Genomic DNA, 16,809 nt, shown 5'->3' on the forward strand with positions numbered 1-16,809 from the left:
GGTCACTCCCCTGCCTGCACGGCGGCGTCGGCGGCCTCATCGGCGGCGGCGTGGTCGCCGAAGAGGCCGGCGCCCTCCGGCTCCTCCTCTGTCGCGCGCGGCTCGGTGTTGGCACGCCGCAGCGCCTCGAGCAGCTCCTGCAGCAGCTCGAGCGGCAGCAGCGGCTCGACCGCCTCGCTGATCTCGAACCGGTCCTCGTGGTCGCCGGCGACCAGCAGCCCGGCCTTGACGATGCTGGTGACCGCGTTGCGGGCGCGCTTCTCGTCGCCGGCCTCGTCGGTGGCGTGCGCCGGCCGGAAGCTCGCGACGTGCTCGAGGACGTCCTCGAGGTCCACGAACACCCGGGACTCGCCCCCGGCGGCGCCGGCGCGGAGCCGGTCGCGCAGGTGCACGAGCACGAGGGTCTCCTCGCGCGACCACGCCGCGTCGTACAGCAGGGTCGGGAACCGGCTGCCGGTCTCCGAGGTCGCCTGGCGCTTCCAGGCGACCTCGCGGACGCGGTCGACGACCAGGTCGAGGAAGAGGTCGTTGAGCCGGGAGCGCAGCACCCGCTCGTGCTCGACGAGGACCTGCCAGTCGCGCGGGTGCGTGCGGGCGCTGATGAAGCGCTGCTTGAGCAGGGTCACCAGGGCGTGGCGCTGCGCGTGCTCCAGCCCGCCCTCGTCGCCCTCCCACAGGGAGACCGACGTGTCGTCCAGCCCACCGTCCAGCCCACCGGCCAGCCCGGGGCCCAGGTCCAGCTCGTCGCCGGTGTCCACGCTCATGCTCGGGTCTCCCCCTGGGGTCGGTCGGGTCGGTCGGGTCGGTCGGGTCGGTCGGGCCGGTCGGGGTCGGGCAGCGGCGTCCGCGGCACCGCGAAGGTGCGCGTCGAGCCGTCGGGGCGCACGGCGGCGAAGGCCTCCACGGAGTCCTCCTCGCTGGTCCAGTCGCGGTCGGCGGCGAGGTGCAGCAGCCCGAAGACCTCGACCGGTCGGCGCAGCGGCGGCTCCAGGGTGTCGAAGAGCTCGCCGAGCGACCCCGCCGGCGCGAGGGAGGCGAGGGAGGCGTCCAGCCGCTCGCGCAGCTCGGCCAGGCGCGGGCCGCCCTGGGCGACCAGGTCGGCCATCGACAGCGGTGGGGCGTCCTCGGGGTCGGGGTGCCCGATCCGCTCGGGCAGCACGTCGTCGGCGGGGTCGTGGAACCGCTCGCGCAGGTGCTCGATGCCGGTCCGCGCCGGGAGCAGCGGCACGTCGTGGGTGGCGCGGGGGCCGGTGCCGACCATCCACGTCATCAGCTCCGACTCCACCTGGCGCAGCGTCTGCTCGAGCTCGCGGTCCCGGACGGCGTCGCGGGAGACGATGTACTCCTTGAGCGTCGCGGTGACCCGGGACCGCTGGGCCAGCACGCGGTCCAGGCCGTCGCGCACGAGCCGGACGGTGCCCCGCAGCTCCGCCCGCTCGGCGTCGCTGGTGATCCGGTCCGCGAGCGGGTGCTCGAGGAGCGCGGTGAGGTCCTCTCGCAGCTGGGTGACCAGGCCGTCGTCGCGCAGCAGGGCGAACGCGCCCTCGAACGCGCGGCCCTCCTGGGTGGCGGTCATCAGCGCGTCGGCGCGGGCCAGGTAGTCGTCGATCACCTGGCCCGGCGGGCGGTCCTCGGCCCGGAAGGCGGCCAGGATCTCGCCGCGGATGGTGGCGAAGCGCTCCTCGACCCGGGCGAAGTCGCTCGGCAGGGCCGAGACGAGCGAGAGCAGCTCGGTGAACCCCTCGAGCATGTAGTCCTCGGTCGCCCCCACCAGCTCGGCCCCGTCGACCAGCCGGTCGCGCTCGGCCTGCAGCCGGGCGATCTCCGCGTTGAGCAGCCCGACGCGCGCGCCGCGGTCGGGGTTGGCCTCGGCGTTGAAGCGGCGGACCGTGCCCAGGATCGTCGCGATCCGGTGCTCGCTGAGGGTGGCGCGGTCGCGGGCGAGGTTCTTGACCAGCTCCAGCGCCTGCTGGGCGTGCGAGGTCAGCGTGTAGACCTCGCGGCCGCCCTCGTCCAGGGACCGGACCAGCCACTGCCCGCGCATCCACCGCTGGCAGATCTCGCGACCGCTGCCGGTCGGCAGGTCGGTCTCACCGGCGGCGCGGACCTCGGCGAGGTGCTCCTCGACCTGCGCGTGCAGCCGGGCGGTGGGGATCGGCACGTTGTTGCGGCCGAAGGCCTCGCGGAAGATCGTGATGACGACGGCGGCCTGGCGCTGGTGCAGCAGGGTGAGGGTCGGCTGCGCGAAGGCGCGCCGGACCCCCGCGAGCTCCCCCGCGATCCCGCTCATGCCTGCTGCCCCTCCGTCGTGCCTGCTGCGCCGCTCGTGCGACCGCCAAGCATCCCAGGGCCGGTCGCGTGCGCCGAAACGCGGTCCCCGTCACGCTCCTGCCGGCTCAGTGCGCGGCGAGCCGCCCGCTCAGCCGGCGGTGCCGCTCGGCGCTGGCCGCGTCGAGGCCCACGATCTCGACGGCGGTGCCGCGTCGCTCGTACTTCGTGGTGATCGCGTCGAGCGCGGCGACGGTCGAGGCGTCCCAGACGTGGGCGTCCGCGAGGTCGATGACCACCCGGCCGGGGTCGTGCGCGTAGTCGAACTGGGTGGGGAGGTCGTTGCTCGAGGCGAAGAAGAGCTCGCCGGTGACCCGGTAGACCGCCGTGGCCGCGCCGTGCTCGTCCTCGACCAGCGTGCGCTCGGTCGCGGTCAGGTGGGCGACCCGGCGGGCGAAGAGCGTCATCGCGACGAGGACGCCGACGACGACGCCGATCGCGAGGTTGTGGGTGGCGACCGTGACGACGACCGTCGCGACCATGACGGCCGTCTCCGACCGCGGCATCCGGCGCAGGGTGCGGGGGCGGACCGAGTGCCAGTCGAAGGTGCCGACCGAGACCATCACCATGACCGCGACGAGCGCGGCCATGGGGATCAGCGCGACGACGTCGCCGAAGCCGACGACGAGCACCAGCAGCAGGACGCCGGCGAGGAAGGTCGAGATCCGCGTGCGGGCCCCGGAGACCTTCACGTTGATCATCGTCTGGCCGATCATCGCGCAGCCGCCCATGCCGCCGAAGAAGCCGGTGACCAGGTTGGCGGTGCCCTGCCCCCACGCCTCACGGGTCTTGTCCGAGGGGGTGTCGGTGATGTCGTCGACGAGCTTGGCGGTCAGCAGCGACTCCAGGAGCCCGACGACCGCCATGGCCAGGGCGTACGGCGCGATCGTCTCGAGGGTGTCGAGCGTGAACGGCACGTCCGGGACGAACCAGCTCGGCAGGCTGTCCGGCAGCCGGCCCTCGTCGCCCACGTCCGGGACGTCGAAGGAGCCGACCAGCGTGAAGGCGGTGAGCGCGACGATCGCGACGAGGGGCGCCGGCACGACGCTGTTGACCCGCGGGAAGCCGACGATGACCGCGATGCCGACCGCGACCATCGGGTAGACCAGCCACGGCACGTCGACGAGGTGGTCGACCTGGGCCTCGAGGATGAGGATCGCGAGCGCGTTGACGAAGCCGACCATCACCGAGCGCGGGATGAACCTCATCAGCCGCGCGACGCCGGCCGAGGCGAGCACGACCTGGACGAGGCCGCCGAGGATGACGGTGGCGATCAGGTAGTCGTACCCGTGGTCGCGCATGACCGGCGCGATCACGAGCGCGACCGCACCGGTAGCGGCCGAGATCATCGCCGGGCGACCGCCCAGGAACGAGATCGCGACGGCCATCGTGAACGACGCGAAGAGGCCCACCCGCGGGTCCACCCCGGCGATGATCGAGAACGAGATCGCCTCGGGGATGAGGGCGAGGGCCACCACGAGACCGGCGAGGACCTCGGTGCGCAGCAGCCTCGGCGAGCGGAGCGCGGCGCGGACCGACGGCTCGACGGGCGCGGCGGCGCCGGGAGCAGGTGCGGGGGCGGGCGTGGGGTGGGACGTCGGCACCGCCCGGACCCTACCCTTACGTGAGGGTAGGGTTGGCATCCCGGACGACAGTGAGGAGCGTGGGCATGGACACCGCGCGCAGCATGCACATCGGTGAGGTCGCGGCCCGCACCGAGCTCTCCCTGCGCAGCCTGCGCCACTGGGAGGAGGTCGGCCTGCTTCACCCCTCCGGCCGCACCGACGGCGGCTTCCGCCTCTACACCGAGGAGGACGTGGACAAGATCCTCGTCATCCGGCGGATGAAGCCGCTGGGCTTCAGCATCGAGGAGATGAAGGCCGTCATGACCGACATCGAGGTCCTGCGCGACCCCGGCACCGGCCCCGACGCGCGCCGAGAGGCGGGCGCTCGGCTGGAGGCGGTCCGCGACGACGCCGTCGGCAGGCGCGAGCGGCTCGTGCGGCAGCTCGGCATGGCCGACGAGTTCATCGACCTGCTCGGCCGGGAGACCTCCTAGCTCGATGCACCTAGCGCCCCGACCGGCCGGCCGCCAGCTGCCGCACGACGTCGAGGGCGGCGAGCAGGTGCGGCTCGTCCCGCGCCGCCCGGTGGGCGGCGACCAGCGCGACGCGCGGCACCGGGCCGACGAGCGGCACGTAGGTCACCCCGCCCAGCGGGAGGGCCCGCACCGGCTCGGGCACGACCGCGATGCCGAGCCCCCCGGCGACCAGGGTGACGAGGGTCGAGGTCTCACCCACCTCGTGCCGCACCGTCGGCTCGAACCCGGCGTCGCGGCACAGCCCCCGCACGACGTCGTACATCGCGGAGCGGCGCTCCGAGGCGTGCACCAGCAGCTCGACACCCTGGAGGTCGGCGACGCGCAGGCGCCGACGGCCGGCCAGCGGGTGGTCGTCCGGCACGGCCGCCACGAGGCGGTCCTCGCGCAGCGGGGTGACCGTGAGCGTCCCGTCGGTCACCGGCGGGCGCAGCAGCGCCAGGTCGACGGCACCCTGCCGCAGGGCCTCCTGCTGGTCGGCGGCCAGCATCTCGCCGCGGAACGACACGTCGACGCCGGGCAGCCCCTCGCTGAGCCGTCTCGCCAGCGCCGGCAGGAGGCTGTAGGTCACCGAGCCCACGCACCCGACGGTCAGGTGGCCCACCACCCCGGCGGCCGCGCGCCGGGCCTCGTGGGCGGCGTCCTCGACGGCAGCGAGGATCCCCCGGGCCCGCACCAGGTACGCCGCACCCGCGGGCGTGAGGTCGACCCTGCGGGTCGTGCGGGTCAGCAGCTCCACGCCGAGCTCGGCCTCGAGCCGACGGACCTGCTGGGAGAGCGGCGGCTGGGCGATGTGCAGGCGCTCGGCCGCCCGGCCGAAGTGCCGCTCCTCCGCGACCGCGATGAACGAACGGAGCTGTCGGAGCGAATCCATATCACCGAACATATCAATCGGGCGGCATCTTGATACTTCAGGATCCGGGCCGCTCCGCCTACGGTCGAGGGCATGAGCTCCTCCTACGTCTACGCCGCCGTGCGCACGCCCTTCGGCCGGTACGGCGGCGCGCTGGCCGGTGTCCGCCCCGACGACCTCTCCGCCTCGGTCATCCGGGCGGTCCTCGCCACGACGCCCGGGCTCGACCCGGCCGCGATCGGCGACGTCGTCTGGGGGAACGCGAACGGCGCCGGTGAGGAGAACCGGAACGTCGGCCGGATGGCCTCCCTGCTGGCCGGCCTGCCGGTGACCGTGCCCGGCACGACGGTCAACCGGCTCTGCGGCTCGAGCCTGGACGCGGTGGTCACCGGCTCGCGCGCGATCGAGACCGGGGACGCCGACGTCGTGCTGGCCGGCGGCGTGGAGTCGATGTCCCGCGCCCCGTGGGTGCTGCCGAAGCCGGCGAAGGGCTTCCCGGCCGGGGACACCACCGCCGTGTCCACGACCCTGGGCTGGCGGCTGGTCAACCCGCGGATGCCCCAGGAGTGGACGGTCTCCCTCGGCGAAGCCAACGAGCAGCTGCAGGAGCGGTTCGGCATCGACCGCGGGCGCCAGGACGCCTTCGCCGCGCGGTCGCACCGGCTGGCGCACCAGGCCTGGGAGGACGGCTTCTACGACGACCTGGTCGTCACCGTGGAGGGCACCGACCTGACCCGTGACGAGGGCATCCGCCCGTCGGCGTCGCCCGAGACCCTGGCCGGGCTGAAGCCCGCGTTCCGTCCCGACGGCACGATCACGGCCGGGAACGCATCGCCGCTGAGCGACGGCGCCTCGGCGGTGCTGCTGGGGTCGGCCGGAGCCGCGGACCGGCTCGGCACCGCTCCCCTCGCGCGGATCGCCGGGCGCGCGGCGCACGCACTGGAGCCCCAGGCCTTCGGCTACGCCCCCGTGGAGGCCGCGAACCGCGCACTGGCCCGCGCCGGCATCGGCTGGGGGGAGGTCGGCGCGGTGGAGCTGAACGAGGCGTTCGCCGTGCAGTCGCTGGCGTGCCTCGACGCCTGGGGCGTCGACCCGGAGATCGTCAACACCCGTGGCGGCGCGATCGCCCTCGGCCACCCGCTCGGCGCCTCCGGCGGCCGGGTCGTCGGCACGCTGGCCAAGGTGCTCCGCGAGCGCGGCGAGCGCTGGGGGGTCGCGGCCATCTGCATCGGCGTGGGCCAGGGCCTGGCCGTCGTCCTCGAGAACGAGGCGGCCGCCTGATGGCCCGGACCGCCGTGCTGGAGACCGCCGACGAGGCCGTCGCCGGCATCGAGGACGGCGCGACCGTCCTGGTCGGCGGCTTCGGGCTGGCGGGCATGCCCTTCGACCTCCTCGACGCCCTCGTCCGCCAGGGCGCCACGGACCTCACGGTCGTGGCGAACAACGCCGGCAACGGGGAGGTCGGCCTGGCTGCGCTGCTGAAGGCGGGCCGGGTCCGCCGCATCCTGTGCTCCTTCCCGCGGCAGTCCGACTCCTACGTCTTCGACGAGCTCTACCGCTCCGGGCGGATCGAGCTCGAGGTCGTCCCCCAGGGCAACCTCGCCGAGCGGATGCGTGCGGCCGGCGCCGGCATCGGCGCGTTCTTCAGCCCGACCGCCGCCGGCACCGCGCTCGCCGAGGGCAAGGAGACCCGGGTGATCGACGGGCGCGAGCACGTGCTCGAGCACCCGATCCGCGGTGACTACGCGCTCGTCGCGGCCCACCGCGCCGACCGGACGGGCAACCTCGTCTACCGCAAGACCGCGCGCAACTTCGGGCCGGTCATGGCGACCGCGGCGGCGACGACGATCGTCCAGGTGGCTGAGGTCGTCGAGACCGGCTCGCTCGACCCCGAGGCCGTCGTGACGCCCTCGATCTACGTCGACCGCGTCGTCGCCGTCGAGCCGCAGCACCACACCGTCCGAGGAGCCCGCTGATGACCCTGACCTCCACCGACGCCCCGCTGTCGACCGAGGAGCTGGCCGCGGTCATCGCCGCCGACATCCCGGCCGGATCGTTCGTCAACCTCGGCATCGGCCAGCCGACCCGCATCGCCGACCACCTGACCCCCGCGCAGGAGGTCGTCCTCCACACCGAGAACGGCATGCTCGGCATGGGCCCCGCCGCCGGCCCCGACGAGGTCGACGCCGACCTGACCAACGCGGGCAAGGTGCCGGTCACCGAGCTGCCGGGAGCGGCGTACTTCCACCACGCCGACTCCTTCGCGATGATGCGCGGCGGCCACCTGGACGTCTGCGTCCTCGGCGCCTACCAGGTCGCCGCCACCGGCGACCTGGCCAACTGGCACACCGGGCGGGCCGACGACATCCCCGCCGTCGGCGGCGCCATGGACCTCGCGATCGGCGCGAAGTCCGTGCGCGTGATGATGTCGCTCTTCGGTCGCGACGGCTCCCCCAAGCTGGTGCCCGCGTGCACCTACCCGCTCACCGGCGTCGCCTGCGTCAGCCGGGTCTACACCGACCACGGGGTCTTCGCGGTCGGCGACGACACGCTCGCCCCGGGCGAGGTGGGCGTGCTGGCGACGTTCGGGACGACCGTCGCCGGACTGCAGGAGCGCCTGTCCGTCGCGCTCGTCGACCGGACCTGAGCGGCCGCCCGGCCCCGCACCGCCGGGGTCAGGCCTCGCCCAGCTCCGCGAGGGCGGCCTGCGCGATCCGGAACGCCGTGTTGGCGTCGGGCACCCCGCAGTAGATCGCGGTCTGCAGCAGCACCTCCTTGATCTCCTCCACGCTGAGCCCGTTCGTCCGCGCGGCACGGACGTGCATCGCCAGCTCCTCGTGGTGGCCCCGCGCCACGAGGGCGGTCAGGGTGACCATCGAGCGCGAGCGGCGGTCCAGCCCGGGGCGGGTCCAGATGCCGCCCCAGGCGTACTCGGTGATGAGCTCCTGGAAGTCCCGCGTGAGGTCGGTGGCCGCGGCCGTCGCCCGGTCGACGTGCGCGTCGCCCAGGACCTCCCGGCGCACCGCCATCCCCGCGTCGCGCACCTGCGCGACGGTCGCGTCCGGCCTGCGGGCGCCCGCGGGGCCCTCGGCGGTGGAGCCACCGCCGGGACGCCTCCCGGGCCCGCGGAGTGCGTGCTCGCGCACGAGGCGGGCCACCTCCTCCGGCGCCTCGACCGGGGCCAGGTGCGCGACACCCGGCAGGACGACCGCCCGGCCGTCCGGGACCCCGTCGGCGATCTCCTCGAGCGCCGACGGGGGCGTCGGCTGGTCGAGCTCCCCCGCCACCGCCAGCACCGGGGCCGCGACCTCGGCGAGCCGGTGCCGGACGTCGTAGGTCGCGAGCGCGCCGCAGACCGCGGCGTACCCCTCGTCGTCGGCGTCGGACAGCGCGTGCAGCAGCGCCGACCCGCGTGCCGGCTCGCGCTCGAGGAAACCGGGTCCGAACCAGCGCTGGGCCGAGCCGCTGACCATCGACGGTGTCCCGGACGCGCGCACCGTCGCCGCGCGCTCGAGCCAGGACTCGGGGGTGCCGATCGTCGCGCCCGTGCAGAGCGCGGTCGCGGTGAGCACCCGGTCCGGGGCGTCGAGCAGCAGCTGGAGCCCGACCGCGCCACCGACGGAGTCCCCGGCGTAGTGGAACGCGGCGGACGGGCCGGCGACCTCGTCGACCACCGCGAGCACGTCGGCGGCGAGCCCGCCGACGGTGACCGGGGAGGCGCCGACCGGCAGCCGGTTGCGGCCGTGGCCCGGCAGGTCCCAGCCGACCACGTGGAAGTCGCGCGCGAGGTGCTCGGCGGCGGCCGACCACAGCGCCGTGACCGACGTCCCGAGCGACGGGCCCAGGACCAGGAGCGGCAGGTCCGGACGGCCTCCGAGGTGGACGGCGGTGACGGTCACGATCGGTCTCCTCGAGGTCGCGGGTGCTCGGCGGCGCGGGCCAGGGCCTCGTCGACCAGGTCCCCCACCAGCCCGTCGTACGACGCGAGGGGCTCGCGTCCGGTCAGGCCGGCCAGCGAGCGCTGCTCGGCGCGCACGTCGTGCTCGACCTCGGCGAGGCGGGCGGCCATCCGGTCGGTCCGGACGGAGAGCCCCCGCAGGAGGTCGGACGTATGGGAGGCGGCCACCACGGTGCGGCGCAGCAGCACCGCGATCGTGTGCCACTCCAGGTGCCACCCGCCGTCGGCGCGCTCGTCGACCTGCTCCGCCGCGGCCAGGTGCAGCGCGGCCGCCTGCTGCGGGCCGGCGAGCGCGGCGCGGCGGACGAGCACGGCCAGGGTCGGGTTGGCCTTCTGCGGCATGGCCGAGGAGCCGCCGGCGGAACCGTCCCGGAGCTCGCCCACCTCCGGCCGGCCGAGCGCGAGCACGTCGTTGGCGACCCGCCCCCAGGCGTCGGAGGCGGTGACGGCGGCGTCGGCGAGGCGGGTGACCGGGGTGCGGCGCGTGTGCCAGGGGGCGGACGGCTGCTCGAGGCCCAGTGCCGGTGCGAGGGACCGCCGCAGGGAGCGCGCGCCGTCCGCACCGGCGAGCTCCACGAGCGAGGCGAGGGTGCCGCCGGCGCCGCCGAGCTGCACCGGCAGGGCCAGGGCCGCGAGGAGCTCGTCGGCGTCGAGCACGCCGTGGAGCCAGGTCGCGGCCTTGGCGCCGAAGGTCGTGGGCACGGCCGGCTGCGTGAGCGTGCGCGCGACCATCGGTGTGCCGCGGTGCCGCTCGACGAGGTCGACGAGGACGGCGACCTGGTCCGCGACCTCCGCACGGACGGCGGCCACCGCGTCCCTGGCGCAGAGGACCAAGGCCGTGTCCAGCACGTCCTGGCTGGTCAGGCCGCGGTGCACCCAGGTGGCGGCGGGCTCCGGCAGGCGCTCGCGCAGCAGCCGCACCAGCCCGATCACCGGGTTGCCGCCGCGCTCGGCCTCGACGGCGAGCGACGCCAGCACCGCGGGCTCCGCGGCCGGATCGGGCCACGGCGCCGCACCGGCCGACGCCGGGGCCACGGCCGCGTCGACGAGGCACCGGAGCCATGCGTGCTCGACGGACACCATCGCGGCGAGGAGCGCACGGTCCGACATCGCCGGGCCGGCGCGGTGGTCGCCGGGCCACCACAGAGTCGTCACCTCAGGAGTGTCCCGGATAGGTGAGGAACACGGTCTCGTCCGCCCCCTGCAGCGCGATGTCGAAGCGCAGCCCGTGCTCGTCGCGCTCGCACAGCAGCGTGCCGGCCCGGTCGCCGGTGGAGCGCAGCAGCCCGTCGGGCCCGGCGCCCGGGCGCTCGGCCAGCGGCAGGTAGGCCCGGGTGAACAGCCGGTCGAGGAGTCCCCGGGCGAAGACCGTCACCGCGAAGCACGGCAGCCGGCCGTCCACGGAGCCGGGCTCCAGCGTCGTGAACGTGTAGCGGCCGGTCCGGTCGGTGGTCGAGCGGCCCCAGCCGGTGAAGGTGTGGCCGTCGCGCCGCAGGGAGCCGGCACGCTGGACGACGTTCCCCGCGGGGTCCGCCTGCCAGATCTCGACCAGGGCGTCCTGCACGCCCCGGCCCTCTCCGTCGGTGACCGTACCGTGCAGGAGCACCGAACCGGGCGTGCCGGGGGCGACCAGGTCGCGGTCGCCGGCGTAGGGCAGGGCGTAGTGGAAGAACGGCCCGACGGTCTGGCCGGGCGTGGCGGTCCGGCGCGGCATCACGCGTCCCCCTCCTCGGTGGTGTCGGTCTCGACCGGTGTCCGGTGGGCCCCGGTGAGCACGATGTCCCACCGGTAGCCGGTGGCCCACTCGTGCTGGGTCAGGTCGTGGTCGTACGTCGCCACCAACCGCTCGCGGGCCCGCGGGTCCACGATCGACTGGTAGATCGGGTCCAGGGCGAAGAGCGGGTCGCCCGGGAAGTACATCTGCGTCACGACCCGCTGGGTGAAGTCGGTGCCGAACAACGAGAAGTGGATGTGCGCCGGCCGCCACGCGTTGTGGTGGTTGCGCCACGGGTAGGGCCCCGGCTTGATCGTGGTGAAGCGGTACCAGCCGTCCTCGTCGGTCAGGCACCGCCCCATGCCGGTGAAGTGCGGGTCGAGGGCGGCCGGGTGCTGGTCGCGCTGGTGGACGTAGCGCCCGCCCGCGTTGGCCTGCCAGATCTCGACGAGCTGGCGCCGCACCGGCCGGCCGTCGCCGTCGACCACGCGCCCGGTGACCACCGTGCGCTCGCCGACGGGCTCGCCGCCCCGCTGGATGGTCAGGTCCGCCTCGAGGGGGTCCACGTCGCGCTCCCCGAAGCACGGCGCCCACAGCTCGACGCCCTCGGGGTCGACCTGCACCAGGGCCTTCGTGGGGTAGCGCAGCAGGCTCGAGCGGTACGGCGGGTAGTCCAACCGCGGCCGGGTCTCCTCGCCGGCGTCCGCGTCGCGCGCGGCGTACTCCTCGGCGGTCCGGCGCATCTCGGCCGAGACCGCGGCCTGCGGTTCCAGCCCGCTGGTGGGGTCCCGCTCGACGTCCGGTCGGTTGGCCGCGGTGCTCCCGGCGGCGGCCGCCGCGCTGCTCTCGCTCACGGGTCCGACGCTAAGCCCCCGTGTGTGACGGCCGCCTCAGCACGCTTCCGGCCAGCGGAAGCCCGTCGTGCCATGCTCCCGGACGCCGGTGTCACGGTGAGCGGGTCCCCGCACCACCTGAGCTAGGAGCACCCCCGTGAGCAGCACACCGTCCACCTCGTCCCCGGGGTCCGTCCGCGGGACGTCGCCCCACCCCGCCTGGCCGGTCGTCCTGTGCTGGCTCGCCGTCGCGCTCGACGGCTTCGACCTGGTCGTGCTCGGCGCGGTCATCCCGGTGCTCTCGGAGTCCGGCGCGCTCGGCTTCACCGACGCTTCCCTGACGACGGCCTCCACCCTCGGGCTCGTCGGCGTCGGCATCGGCGCCGTCCTCATCGGCCCCCTCACCGACCGCTTCGGTCGCCGGCGCGCGCTCATCAGCAGCATCGCGCTGTTCTCCGTGCTGACCCTGGCGATCCCCCTGGCTCAGTCGGTCACCCAGTTCACCGTGCTGCGCTTCCTCGCGGGGCTGGGGCTCGGGGCGTGCCTGCCCACCGCGCTCGCCTACATCGCCGAGCACGCCCCGACGAGCCGCTCGGGTTCCGCGACGACGCGGATGATGACCGGCTACCACGTCGGTGCCGTGCTGACCGCGCTGCTCGCGCTGTGGGTGATCGACGCGTGGGGCTGGGAGTCGATGTTCGTCGTCGGCGGCGTGGCGGGCCTGCTCGTCGTGCCCGTGATGGTCGCGCGCCTCCCCGAGTCCGACAGCTACCTCGCCGCCCGCGAGGCCGTCCGGTCCGGCGTCACCGCGGAGCCCGTCGCACGTCCGGTCGACGTCGTGCGCGGCCGCTACCTGCGGATCAGCATCGGCCTGTGGGTCGCCTCGTTCATGGGCCTGCTGCTCGTCTACGGGCTCAACACCTGGTTGCCCAAGATCATGGGCGAGGCCGGCTACTCCATCAACGCCGGCACCGGCCTGCTGCTGGTGCTCAACGTCGGCGCCGTCATCGGCCTGGTCGTCGCCGGCTCGATCGCCGACGCCCGCGGCGGGAAGAGCACCGTGCTCGCGTGGTTCGGCCTCGCCGCGGTCTTCCTCGCGCTGCTCTCGATCAAGATCGAGAGCACCGTGCTGGTGTACGTCGCGGTGCTGCTCGCCGGCATCTTCGTCTTCAGCGCGCAGGTCCTCGTCTACGCGTTCGTCGGCACCCTCTACCCCGCCGCCGTGCGCGGCACCGCGCTGGGCATGTCGGCCGGCGTCGGCCGGGTCGGCGCCATCGTCGGACCCTCCCTCGGCGGCGCGATGGTGACCGCCGGGATCGCCTACCCCTGGGGCTTCTACGCCTTCGCGGTCGCCGCCGTGCTGGCCGTCCTGGCCCTGGCCACCGTGCCCTCCCGGACCACCCCGGAGCCGGTCGCCGCACCGGCCACCGCCTGAGCCGGGACGACCGGCGCGGCAGACTGGTCGGGTGGCCGGCAACTCGAGCTCCCCGGGCGTCAGCGTCACCGCGCGCGCCCTGTCGCTGCTGACCGCCTTCGACGAGACCCACCGGCGGCTCGGCCTGAGCGAGATGGCTCGCCGCGCCGACCTGCCGCTCGGCACCGCGCACCGCCTCGTCGGCGAGCTGGTGGCGTTCGGCGCCCTCAGCCGGAGCCCGTCCGGTGACTACGTGGTGGGCCGCCGGCTGTGGGACATCGGCCTGCTGGCCCCGGTGCAGACCGGCCTCCGGGAGGCGGCGTCGCCGTACCTCCACGACCTCTACGGCGCGACCGCGGCGACCGTGCACCTCGCCGTCCGCGACGGCCTGGAGGTGCTCTACGTCGACCGGCTCCGCGGCAGCTCGTCGGTGCCGGTGGTGAGCACGGTCGGGTCCCGCCTGCCCCTCCACGCGACGGGGGTCGGCAAGGTCCTGCTCGCGCACGCCGGCCCGGAGGTCGAGGCCGCGGCGCTCGCACTGCTGGAGCCGGTGACGCCGTACACCGTCACCCAGCCCGGCACGCTGCGGCGCCAGCTCAGCCGCGCCCGACGCGAGGGGTGGGCGGCCACCGCGGAGGAGATGAGCCTGGGCGCCTGCTCGGTCGCGGTGCCGGTGCGCCAGCGTGGCGAGGTGGTCGCGGCGCTCGGGCTCGTGGTGGCGTCGCTGCGCACGGACCGGCCCCGCCTGGTGGCGGCCCTGGAGGTGGCGGCCCGCGGCATCGAGCGTGCCGTGGGCCGCCTGCCCGCCGTCGTCCCGCCCGAGGTGCGGAGCACCTGAGCGGCCGGCGTCACCCGGTCAGAACGGGTAGCGCTGGATGTCCGACTGGATCGTCACCCACTGCACGTCGCAGAACGTGTCGAGGTTGACCGAGGAGCCGAAGTGGCCGCCGGCCCCGGAGGCCTTCGTGCCGCCGAACGGCGCCACCGCCTCGTCGTCGACCGTCTGGTCGTTGACGTGGACCGCCCCCGCCTTGATGCGGTCGGCGAGCTGGAGGGCCGCGAACGGGTCCGCGGTCAGGATCGAGACCGACAGGCCGTACTCCGAGGAGTTGACGATGTCGATCGCCTCCTCGACGGTGTCGTAACCGGTCACCGGGGCGACCGGGCCGAAGATCTCCTCGCGCCAGGCCGGGCTGTCGAGGGGTACGTCGGTGAGCACGGTCGGTCGGTAGAAGAGCCCCTCGTGCGTGCCGCCGGCCCGCAGCCGGGCCCCTGCCTCGACGGTCGACCCGACCAGGGCGTGCACCTTCTCCAGCTGGCCCTGGTCGACGATCGGGCCGAGCGCGTTGGCCGGGTCGGTCGGGTCGCCCACCGAGATCCGGTCGGCCGCCTGGGCCAGCTTCGCGGCGTACTCCTCCAGCCGGTCCCGGGGCACCAGGTGCCGGCCGGTCGTCATGCAGATCTGGCCCTGGTGCAGGAAGGACCCCCAGGCGCCGGCCGACGCCGCGGCGTCGATGTCGGCGTCGGGCAGCACGAGCAGCGCGTTGTTGCCGCCGAGCTCGAGGTGCACCTTCTTCAGCAGCCCACCCGCGGTCTCCCCGATCCGGCGGCCGGCGGCCGTGGAGCCGGTGAAGGAGATGCAGGGGACGTCGGGGTGCGCGACGAGCGCCGCGCCGACGTCGGCGCCGGCGGGCAGCACGTGCAGCAGGCCCTCGGGCAGGCCGGCCTCGGCGAGGAGCGCGGCGAGCGCGAGCCCGCCGGAGACCGACGTGCGCGGGTCGGGCTTGAGGACGACCGCGTTGCCGAGCGCGAGGGCGGGCACGACCGATCGCATCGAGAGGATCGCCGGGAAGTTGAAGGGGCTGATCACGCCGACGACGCCCACCGGGACGTAGCGGCCGATCGACATGCGCGGCTTCATGCTGCGCAGCAGCTGCCCGTAGGGCTGGGCCGCGAGCGCGGCACCGGCCTGCAGCTCGGAGGTCACGAGCATCGCCTCGAAGCCGGCCTTGCCCTGGCCGGAGCCGGACTCCGGCACCAACCAGCGGGTCAGCCGCTCCGGCTCGTCGCCGAGGAGCGCAGCCGCCCGGGCCATCACCGCGGCGCGCTCGGTGTAGGGCAGCGCCGCCCACGCCGGCTGAGCAGCCGCCGCGGCCCGCACCGCCCGGTCGAGGTCGGCGGTGTCGGCCTGCCCGACGCTCGCGATGGTCTCCCCCGTCGCCGGCGCGAGCACGGGACTGGTGCCCGCGCCGCCCGCGACGAAGCCGCCGCTGAAGATCTTGCCGTCCCAGGCCTCGGTCACCATGGCGTCCGTCCTCTCGTGTCCTGGCGACGGGCGTGTCCCGTCCCCAGCGGGGCCGGGGCGCTCACCGCTGCCCCGGCCAGCCCGTGTAGCCCTCGGCGAGGTACGCGGACCCGCTCGGCGAGCCGGTGAGCGAGGCCAGCTCGCCCTCCTGGCGGCGTACGTCGAAGGGCGTCGCCTCGGGCAGCGTGTGGAGCATCGTGGTCATCCAGTACGAGAAGTGCTGTGCCTTCCACACCCTGCCCAGCGCGCGCTCGCTGTACGTCGCCAACGGCTCGGTGCTGCGCTGCGCGACCGCCCGCTCGAGCTCCTCGGCGAGCACGCGGACGTCGGCGAGCGCGAGGTTGAGCCCCTTCGCGCCGGTCGGCGGCACCGTGTGCGCGGCGTCGCCCGCCAGGACGAGCCGGCCGTGGTGCATCGGCTCCTGCACGAAGCTGCGGAACGGCAGCACGGTCCGCGAGGTGATCGGCCCCTCCTGCAGCACGTGCCCGTTGTGGCCCACCCGCGCCTGCAGCTCCGACCAGATCCGGTCGTCCGACCAGTCGCCGACGTCCGCGGCCGGGTCGCACTGGAAGTACATCCGCTGCAGGGTCTCCGTGCGCTGGCTGATGAGCGCGAACCCGCGCGGCGAGTGGTTGTAGATCAGCTCGGGCGCGCTGGGCGGCGCCTCGGCGAGGATCCCGAACCAGGCGAAGGGGTACTCGCGGAAGTACTGCGTCCTCTCCTGCTCCGGCACCTCGCGGCGGCACAGGCTGCGGGACCCGTCGGTGCCGACGAGGAAGTCGGCCCGCACCTCGTGGGCGACGCCCTCGGCGTCGGTGAACCGCAGCACCGGCCGCTCCGAGGTGAGGTCGCCGACACCCACGTCGGTGACGCCGAACCGCACGTCGGCGCCGTCCCTCGCACGGGCGTCGGCGAGGTCGATGAAGACGTCGGTCTGCGGGTAGAGCTGGGCGGCGGCGCCGACGAGGCCCTCGAAGTCGATGCGGTGGCTGGCGCCGCCGAAGGCGAGCTCGATGCCCCCGTGGCGGTAGCCGTCGCGGTGCACGCGGTCCGAGACCCCGGTCTCGACGAGGAGGTCCACCGACCCCTGCTCCAGGATGCCGGCCCGCTGGGTCTCCTCGATCTCCCGGCGGCTGCGCAGGTCGACCGCGACCGACTCGATCCCGGCCGAGGACAGCAGGTGGGAGAGCATCAGGCCCGCCGGCCCGGCTCCGACGATGGCCACCTGCGTCCGGATCGGCGTGGGAGGCGTCATGCCGCGCATCCTGCGCCCACGGCCACGCCGGGACCATGCCACCCTTCCGCT

At 74.9% G+C, this 16,809-nt stretch carries 16 protein-coding genes and 1 pseudogene; 6 read left to right on the forward strand and 11 right to left on the reverse strand.

All coding sequences use genetic code 11. The features are described 5' to 3' along the window. Window positions 1-2 precede the first annotated feature (2 nt). The 3 genes from OSR43_RS13340 to OSR43_RS13350 form a co-directional block, all read right to left on the reverse strand. Window positions 3-764 carry a DUF4194 domain-containing protein gene (locus tag OSR43_RS13340; protein WP_302267063.1) on the reverse strand — a complete coding sequence of 254 codons (762 nt, stop codon included), beginning with the start codon at window positions 762-764 and terminating at the stop codon, window positions 3-5. Continuing rightward, entirely contained in the window at window positions 761-2,290 is a 1,530-nt protein-coding gene (locus OSR43_RS13345) for a DUF3375 domain-containing protein (RefSeq protein ID WP_302267064.1), read from the reverse strand. The genes OSR43_RS13340 and OSR43_RS13345 overlap by 4 nt, the downstream gene beginning before the upstream one ends. Window positions 2,291-2,396: 106 nt before the next feature. Further along, window positions 2,397-3,932: a SulP family inorganic anion transporter gene (locus OSR43_RS13350; protein WP_302267065.1), complete on the reverse strand. Its 1,536-nt coding sequence runs from the start codon at window positions 3,930-3,932 to the stop codon at window positions 2,397-2,399. Window positions 3,933-3,997: 65 nt separating this feature from the next. Between OSR43_RS13350 and OSR43_RS13355 the strand changes: the two genes are divergently transcribed. After that, window positions 3,998-4,387: a MerR family transcriptional regulator gene (locus OSR43_RS13355; protein WP_302267067.1), complete on the forward strand. Its 390-nt coding sequence runs from the start codon at window positions 3,998-4,000 to the stop codon at window positions 4,385-4,387. Window positions 4,388-4,397: 10 nt separating this feature from the next. Here OSR43_RS13355 and OSR43_RS13360 read toward each other — a convergent pair whose 3' ends face one another. Beyond that, window positions 4,398-5,300 carry a LysR family transcriptional regulator gene (locus OSR43_RS13360; RefSeq protein WP_302267068.1) on the reverse strand — a complete coding sequence of 301 codons (903 nt, stop codon included), beginning with the start codon at window positions 5,298-5,300 and terminating at the stop codon, window positions 4,398-4,400. Between the two features lie 72 nt (window positions 5,301-5,372). Here OSR43_RS13360 and OSR43_RS13365 point away from each other — a divergent pair, with 72 nt between their 5' ends. Genes OSR43_RS13365 through OSR43_RS13375 form a run of 3 tightly spaced genes read left to right on the forward strand, consistent with a single transcriptional unit; the run spans window position 5,373 to window position 7,926 of the window. Further along, window positions 5,373-6,560 (forward strand): thiolase family protein, encoded by a 1,188-nt coding sequence (locus OSR43_RS13365; RefSeq protein WP_302267069.1) that lies wholly within the window; start codon window positions 5,373-5,375, stop codon window positions 6,558-6,560. Then, window positions 6,560-7,255 carry a 3-oxoacid CoA-transferase subunit A gene (locus OSR43_RS13370; RefSeq protein WP_302267070.1) on the forward strand — a complete coding sequence of 232 codons (696 nt, stop codon included), beginning with the start codon at window positions 6,560-6,562 and terminating at the stop codon, window positions 7,253-7,255. The genes OSR43_RS13365 and OSR43_RS13370 overlap by 1 nt, the downstream gene beginning before the upstream one ends. Next, entirely contained in the window at window positions 7,255-7,926 is a 672-nt protein-coding gene (locus OSR43_RS13375) for a CoA-transferase (protein ID WP_302267072.1), read from the forward strand. Before OSR43_RS13370 ends, OSR43_RS13375 begins: the two co-directional genes overlap by 1 nt. Before the next feature lie 28 nt (window positions 7,927-7,954). On the opposite strand, the gene pcaC is transcribed toward OSR43_RS13375, so the two are convergent. The 5 genes and pseudogenes from pcaC to pcaH form a co-directional block, all read right to left on the reverse strand. Continuing rightward, window positions 7,955-8,308, reverse strand: coding sequence for a 4-carboxymuconolactone decarboxylase (gene pcaC / locus OSR43_RS21315; protein WP_364869541.1), 354 nt, complete (start codon window positions 8,306-8,308; stop codon window positions 7,955-7,957). Between the two features lie 132 nt (window positions 8,309-8,440). Then, a pseudogene (locus OSR43_RS21320) lies at window positions 8,441-9,178 on the reverse strand (alpha/beta fold hydrolase); the annotation flags it as partial. Next, on the reverse strand, window positions 9,175-10,392 hold the full coding sequence (locus OSR43_RS13385) for a lyase family protein (RefSeq protein ID WP_302267075.1): 1,218 nt from the start codon (window positions 10,390-10,392) through the stop codon (window positions 9,175-9,177). The pseudogene OSR43_RS21320 and the gene OSR43_RS13385, both read right to left, overlap by 4 nt. 1 nt (window position 10,393) lies before the next feature. Further along, complete coding sequence (gene pcaG / locus OSR43_RS13390) at window positions 10,394-10,951, reverse strand: protocatechuate 3,4-dioxygenase subunit alpha (protein WP_302267076.1); 558 nt, start codon at window positions 10,949-10,951, stop codon at window positions 10,394-10,396. Further along, the gene (gene pcaH, locus OSR43_RS13395) at window positions 10,951-11,805 is read right to left on the reverse strand and encodes a protocatechuate 3,4-dioxygenase subunit beta (RefSeq protein ID WP_302267077.1); all 855 of its coding nucleotides are present in this window, start codon (window positions 11,803-11,805) and stop codon (window positions 10,951-10,953) included. The genes pcaG and pcaH overlap by 1 nt, the downstream gene beginning before the upstream one ends. Window positions 11,806-11,941: 136 nt before the next feature. Here pcaH and OSR43_RS13400 point away from each other — a divergent pair, with 136 nt between their 5' ends. Continuing rightward, window positions 11,942-13,219 carry an aromatic acid/H+ symport family MFS transporter gene (locus tag OSR43_RS13400; RefSeq protein ID WP_302267078.1) on the forward strand — a complete coding sequence of 426 codons (1,278 nt, stop codon included), beginning with the start codon at window positions 11,942-11,944 and terminating at the stop codon, window positions 13,217-13,219. A gap of 31 nt (window positions 13,220-13,250) precedes the next feature. Continuing rightward, on the forward strand, window positions 13,251-14,036 hold the full coding sequence (locus OSR43_RS13405) for an IclR family transcriptional regulator (RefSeq protein WP_302267079.1): 786 nt from the start codon (window positions 13,251-13,253) through the stop codon (window positions 14,034-14,036). Window positions 14,037-14,054: 18 nt separating this feature from the next. Here OSR43_RS13405 and OSR43_RS13410 read toward each other — a convergent pair whose 3' ends face one another. Both OSR43_RS13410 and OSR43_RS13415 read right to left on the reverse strand, forming a co-directional pair. Then, complete coding sequence (locus OSR43_RS13410; RefSeq protein ID WP_302267080.1) at window positions 14,055-15,503, reverse strand: aldehyde dehydrogenase family protein; 1,449 nt, start codon at window positions 15,501-15,503, stop codon at window positions 14,055-14,057. 61 nt (window positions 15,504-15,564) lie between these two features. Further along, the gene (locus tag OSR43_RS13415) at window positions 15,565-16,758 is read right to left on the reverse strand and encodes a 4-hydroxybenzoate 3-monooxygenase (protein WP_302267081.1); all 1,194 of its coding nucleotides are present in this window, start codon (window positions 16,756-16,758) and stop codon (window positions 15,565-15,567) included. Between the last annotated feature and the right edge of the window lie 51 nt (window positions 16,759-16,809).

Source organism: Nocardioides sp. Arc9.136 (genome assembly GCF_030506255.1).
Taxonomy (GTDB): Bacteria; Actinomycetota; Actinomycetes; order Propionibacteriales; family Nocardioidaceae; genus Nocardioides.